Origin of the sequence: Ornithinibacter sp. (genome assembly GCF_035443565.1) — a bacterium.
Lineage (GTDB): Bacteria > Actinomycetota > Actinomycetes > Actinomycetales > Dermatophilaceae > Fodinibacter.
Map to the genome: position 1 here is coordinate 1 of NZ_DAORSO010000153.1, position 5131 is coordinate 5131.

Below are 5131 nucleotides of genomic sequence, written 5' to 3' on the forward strand. Positions count from 1 at the left end.
GCCTCGCGCATCACCTGGTACTGCGCGTAGGGCCCGGAGGAGATGATCGGCTCCTCCTGGGTGCGGATGAAGTCGAGCAGGTCGGCCTTGAACTCATCGGCCGTCGGAAGGATCTTGTGCGCCTCGACGTGCCCGGTGCAGATGTCCAGGACGTCGTCGACGTACTTCTCCTCGTCGTTGATCGACCCGGGGAAGATCGCGGAGAAGGTGTTCTGCCGGGCGCCGACCGCGCTGAGGGAGAGCGAGTCACCCTCGTTCAGCAGCTGGTTGATGATGACGGCGACCGCACTCGAATCCAGGCCACCGGACAGGCTCGTGCCCACGGGCACCTCGGACTGCAGGCGCAGCCGCACCGACTCCACGAGGCGGCGCTTGTACTCCGCGGCCGCGGCCGCGTCGTAGGGGCGCTGCACGGAGGCGAGCTCGAGCAGCTCCTCCTTCAGCCGGGTGAACATGCGACGTCGGATGCCGTTCGCGTCGGCTTCCAGCATCTCGCCCGGAGCGAGGCGCTCGATGCCCTCGAAGAAGGTCTCCGTGCCGTCCTCGTGGGCGCGAAAGCGCAGGTAGCGGTAGACCGAGCGGTCGTTGACCCGCTTCTCGTACAGGCCACTGGCCAGGATCGGCTTGATCTCGCTGGAGAACAGCAGCGCCTCGCCCTCACCGCTCGGGTTCGGGACCATGGCGACGTAGAGCGGCTTGATGCCGAAGTGGTCGCGGGCCAGGGTCAGCCGCTGCTCGTGACGGTCCCAGATGGCGAGGCCGAACATGCCGTTGAACCGGTCGAACGCGTCGGCGCCCCACTGCGCGAAGGCCTGCAGCACGACCTCGGTGTCCGAGTCGGTCGTGAAGGTGCGACCGAGCGCCTCGAGCTCGCCGCGCAGGTCGAGGTAGTTGTAGACCTCGCCGTTGTAGGCGATCGCGTACCGGCCGTCGGCGGTGTCCATCGGCTGCTGGCCGTGGGCGATGTCGATGATCGACAGCCGCCGGTGCGCCAGGCCGCAGGGCCCGTCGACGCAGATTCCGTCCCCGTCAGGGCCACGGTGCTGCTGGTGGGCGTTCATGCGCTCGAGCAGCGCGGGGTCGGCGGGGAGCCCGTGGTATCCGGCGATGCCACACATGCGTCTGGTCGGTCCTCACGTATCGGGGCTGGCGGTGGTGCCCACCCAGCCTGCCACGGATGCCGCCCGTGTCCGATTCCATCGGCTCCCTCGGGGCGAGCCGGCGCCTCTCTCAGGGCAGGTGGGAGTCCAGCCAGGCGACGACGTCCGCCGTGACCTCGTCACGGTTGGTCTCGTTGAAGATCTCGTGGCGAGCACCCGGGTACAGGGTGCAGGTGACGTCGACGACCCCGACCGAGCTGTACTGCTCGGCCACGGCGCGCGGGCCCCTTCCGCCGTCACCGACGGGGTCCTTGTCGCCGGCGATGAGCAGGATCGGCAGGTCGCGGCGCACCCGTGCGACCTGCTTGCGGTCGTTGATCCGCTGGATCCCGCCGAAGAGGTCGACGAAGAAGCCCGAGGTGAAGGTGCGCCCGCAGAGCGCGTCGTCGACGTAGGCGTCGACCTCCGCGTCATCGCGCGAGAGCCAGTCGAACCCGGTGCGGTTGGGCTTGAAGGCCGCGTTGAACTGGCCGAAGGTCAGCTTGTCGAGCAGCGCGCTCACGTGGCGGGGGCCACGCACCCGCTTCTCGAGCCGGGCCACACCGAGACCGACCTTGCCGAGGGGGCCCGGGTCGCCGCCCGTCCCCGAGAGCACGAGGCCCGCGAGGTCCCGGCTGTTCTCGATGACGTACGTGCGCGCGAGGAAGGAGCCCATCGAGTGCCCGAGGAGGAAGACCGGCAGGCCGGGGTTCTCCTCCTGGGCGAGGCGGGTCACTGCACGCATGTCCGCGACGACGGCATCCCACCCGTTCTCGTCGGCGAAGTACCCGTGGTCGATCTCGCTCGCCGTCGAGCCGTGCCCGCGGTGGTCGTGGGCGTAGACGGCGTACCCGTGCTCGGTGAGGGCCTGCGCGAGCCGCGCGTAGCGGGCCGAGTGCTCGGCCATGCCGTGGGCGATCTGGACGACGGCCTTGGGCTCACCGTCCGGCACCCACCGGTGGGTGTGCAGGGCGGTCCCGTCGCTCGCCGTGACCGTGGTCGTCGTGCTCTGCATCGGTGCCGCCTTTGGTTACCTGTGAGTATGCCGGGGACAGCCTGCCACGTCGCGGGCGCGAGGGGCAGTGACCCACGCCTCAGCGGGACGGCCCACCAGCTCGGCGGCAGTCGACGCAGACGGCGAGCGGCGGTGGGACTGGTGGCACGTCGGAGGTGGCGGGACCCTGCACCGTTGGGCACGGACCGGCCACCGGCAGGATCTGCCGGTGGCCGGGCCAGCACTCACCCCTCCTGCCTCACCAGCGAACCGGCGAGGAGTCCTGAGGACCATCGTGGTGCACGGGTGGGCGTCACGGCATCCAACGAATCCGCGGAGTTGCCCATCTCCCAGGCTCAGAGCTTGCCGACGATCCAGGTGCCGTAGGTCGTGTTGAGGGTGGAGTTGCCGTAGCTGGTGTGGATCGCGGCGCTGCGGGTGGGGTCCTTGTGGGGCGCGTCGCAGGCCCAGTCGCCCTTGTAGCAGTAGGAGAGGATGCGCGATCCCAGACCACTCATCTGCCCCGCTCCGCGGTCGACGAGGACCCCGCCACCGATGCCGGTTCCCCGGTTGTGCGACTCGTAGGGGCGCCGCACCGGGTCTCCCGTGAGGTAGACCGCGGCGATCCGGCTCTTGGCGCCGGTGCTGAGCGCGTTCGGGTTGCTGTTCGACGTGACGTCACCGACGACGTGTGCACCCTGCGAGTACCCGATGAGCACGGTTCTGGAGGAGGGGCACAACGTGGCCAGCCGGTTGAGCTCCGCTGCGAGACGGGCCTTGCCGGTGTCCAGGCTGGAGAAGTACGCGAGGCCACCGAACCCGATCGTGGCCGGGTACTTCAGCCCGACCGTGCGCACCGACTTCGAGGTGCCACCCGTCACCTTTCCCGCAACCCCCGACATCAGGCCGAGGCCACCCGACGAGTACACGTTCGTCGTGCCGCCGGTCCCGGCCGCCTCGTCCGACCCGCGCGCGACGATCGTGATGACGTTGGCGCAGGTGAGCGTGGAGCTGGTGGCGGATGCCGGAACGGCAGCGGCCTGGGTCGCCACCGCTGCGGCGACGACGGCTGCAGCGGCCAGGACGCGTCGCGTCGTGCTGGTGACCTTCATGGTGTCCTCCTTCGAACGACCGGTGCCGGCCCGGTGTCGGGCAGTCATCACGGTTCGCCGCCCATCGGGCCGGCGAGTGGCCAGCGTCGCCGCGCGCGGCCCGCACCGGCATCCCACGAAACCGCGGAAACGGACTCCTGGATCCAACGAAAACGCGGAACTCGAGCGGATTGCCCCTCTGTGCCCCCGGACTGCCCTGAGCACCCTGCGGCGTGGTGGAGGATGCAGAGGACGACCGAACGCACGGGACCCGGGGAGGTGAGCGATGACCGTCATGACCGATGCCCAGACAGGCACCGACGCGGCGACCCTGCCACGGGCCCAACGGGCCATCGGCCTCTTCGTCGCCGGCCTGCGCCTCGCCACGCTCGCCCAGATGCTCCCGTCCCTGGTCGCCGCCCTCGACCAGGGTGAGCACCGGGCACTCACCGCGCTGACGTGGGCGGTCGCCAGCGCGATGGCGCTGGCCACCGCGGCCGTGTGCGTGGTGCGACGCCGCCCACCGGGTACGGCGTGGGCGTGCCTGGACACCGCCGTCGCCGTCGGCCTGCTCTTCGTCGGGCTCGTCACGGTGCCGGTCGAACTGCGCACGGGGAGCTGGATCGGCTTCCAGAGCGCCTACTCGCTCTCGGTCGCCGGCTCGCTCGTCGGGGTGCGCGACGTGCGCATCTGGGGGGCACTGGTCGGTACCCTCGTGGCCGCCCGCGCCGTGTACGTGCTGCCGATCATCTCCACTGCTGCTGACGTCCCCACGGTCGTCGGTGAGCTGTTCACCATGCTCGGCCTCGCGCCACTGGCCTGGTTCGGTGTCGGCACCGTGCTGCGCATCGCGCAGGATGCCGACGAGTCCCGGGCGTACGCGGCCCGCCTCGCGCGGGAGGACGAGGAACGCAAGGCCCGGGCCGCGATCCACAACGGCACCGCGCTGATGAAGATCCTCGTCGACCAGGGCGCGCTCGGCGCCGTCGACAGCCGCACCCCCTCGCAGGTCTGGGTCCAGGCCGCCACCGAGCTCAACCGCATGCGTGCCTACCTGGCCGGCGGCCCCGGGCAGACCGGGGAGGAGCCCCACGACCTCGCCGAACTCGTCGAGAACATCGCGACCGAGTTCACCGACCTGCCCCTCGACGTCGTCCCGGACCTGGCCCGGGGAACCACCCTGGGCGCGGAGGCGACCGATCTCGCGACGGCGCTGCGCAGCATCCTCATCAACGTGCGCCAGCACGCCAACGCGACCCGGGTCGTGCTGCACGCCGAGGAGCTCGAGGACACCCCCGGCTGGGCAGTCACCGTGCACGACGACGGGGTCGGCTTCGACACCCGTGAGACGACCTACGGAGTCGGCATCCGCACCCTGACCCTCGACCAGCTGAGCCCGCACGGAATCGAGACCACGATCGACAGCGTCCCCGGAGTGGGCACCACCGTCACCTTGACGCGAGAGGGTGACCGGTGACCGACCCCGACCAGAGTTCCGACGTCCGCTTCAGCCTCGTCGACGACGCCACCGCCGTGCGCGAGTCGCTGGCCGTCCTGCTGCCCGACCTCACCTTCGTCTCCAGCCACCCCAGCCTCGAGGACTTCCTCGCAGCGGCCCCGCGCGCCGACGTCGTCATCCTCGACCTGCACCTGGTCAACCTGCGCCAGCCCGACGCCGCGCAGGGAGTGGCTGCCATCCACGCCGCGGTGGATGCCGGGTACCGCGTGTGCGTCTACACCCAGGAGGAGCGCCGCTTCGTGCTGGCCTCGTGCCTGGCGGCCGGCGCCACCGGGGTGGTGTCGAAGTCGTCGACCCTGGCCGAGACGCGCACGGCGTTCCTCGCCGTGTCGCGCGGCGAGCTCGTGGCACCGCCGAGCGTCACCGGCCTCATCGAGGCACTCGTGCG

Annotated in this window: 5 protein-coding genes; 2 read left to right on the forward strand and 3 right to left on the reverse strand. The window is 70.7% G+C overall.

What is annotated here, in order from left to right:
* The 3 genes from asnB to PLL68_RS12250 form a co-directional block, all read right to left on the reverse strand.
* The coding region (gene asnB, locus PLL68_RS12240; RefSeq protein ID WP_324534470.1) for an asparagine synthase (glutamine-hydrolyzing) at nt 1–1118 on the reverse strand (1118 nt) is incomplete at its 3' end.
* A gap of 112 nt (nt 1119–1230) precedes the next feature.
* Nucleotides 1231–2154, reverse strand: a complete 924-nt coding sequence (locus PLL68_RS12245) for an alpha/beta hydrolase (protein WP_324534472.1) — start codon at nt 2152–2154, stop codon at nt 1231–1233.
* Nucleotides 2155–2489: 335 nt separating this feature from the next.
* Nucleotides 2490–3245: a cutinase family protein gene (locus tag PLL68_RS12250; protein ID WP_324534474.1), complete on the reverse strand. Its 756-nt coding sequence runs from the start codon at nt 3243–3245 to the stop codon at nt 2490–2492.
* Nucleotides 3246–3510: 265 nt separating this feature from the next.
* Between PLL68_RS12250 and PLL68_RS12255 the strand changes: the two genes are divergently transcribed.
* Together PLL68_RS12255 and PLL68_RS12260 are read left to right on the forward strand one after the other, a co-directional pair.
* On the forward strand, nt 3511–4701 hold the full coding sequence (locus PLL68_RS12255; RefSeq protein WP_324534476.1) for a sensor histidine kinase: 1191 nt from the start codon (nt 3511–3513) through the stop codon (nt 4699–4701).
* Nucleotides 4698–5131 (forward strand): response regulator (locus tag PLL68_RS12260; protein ID WP_502910704.1); only part of this gene is annotated, 434 nt, incomplete at its 3' end. The genes PLL68_RS12255 and PLL68_RS12260, both read left to right, overlap by 4 nt.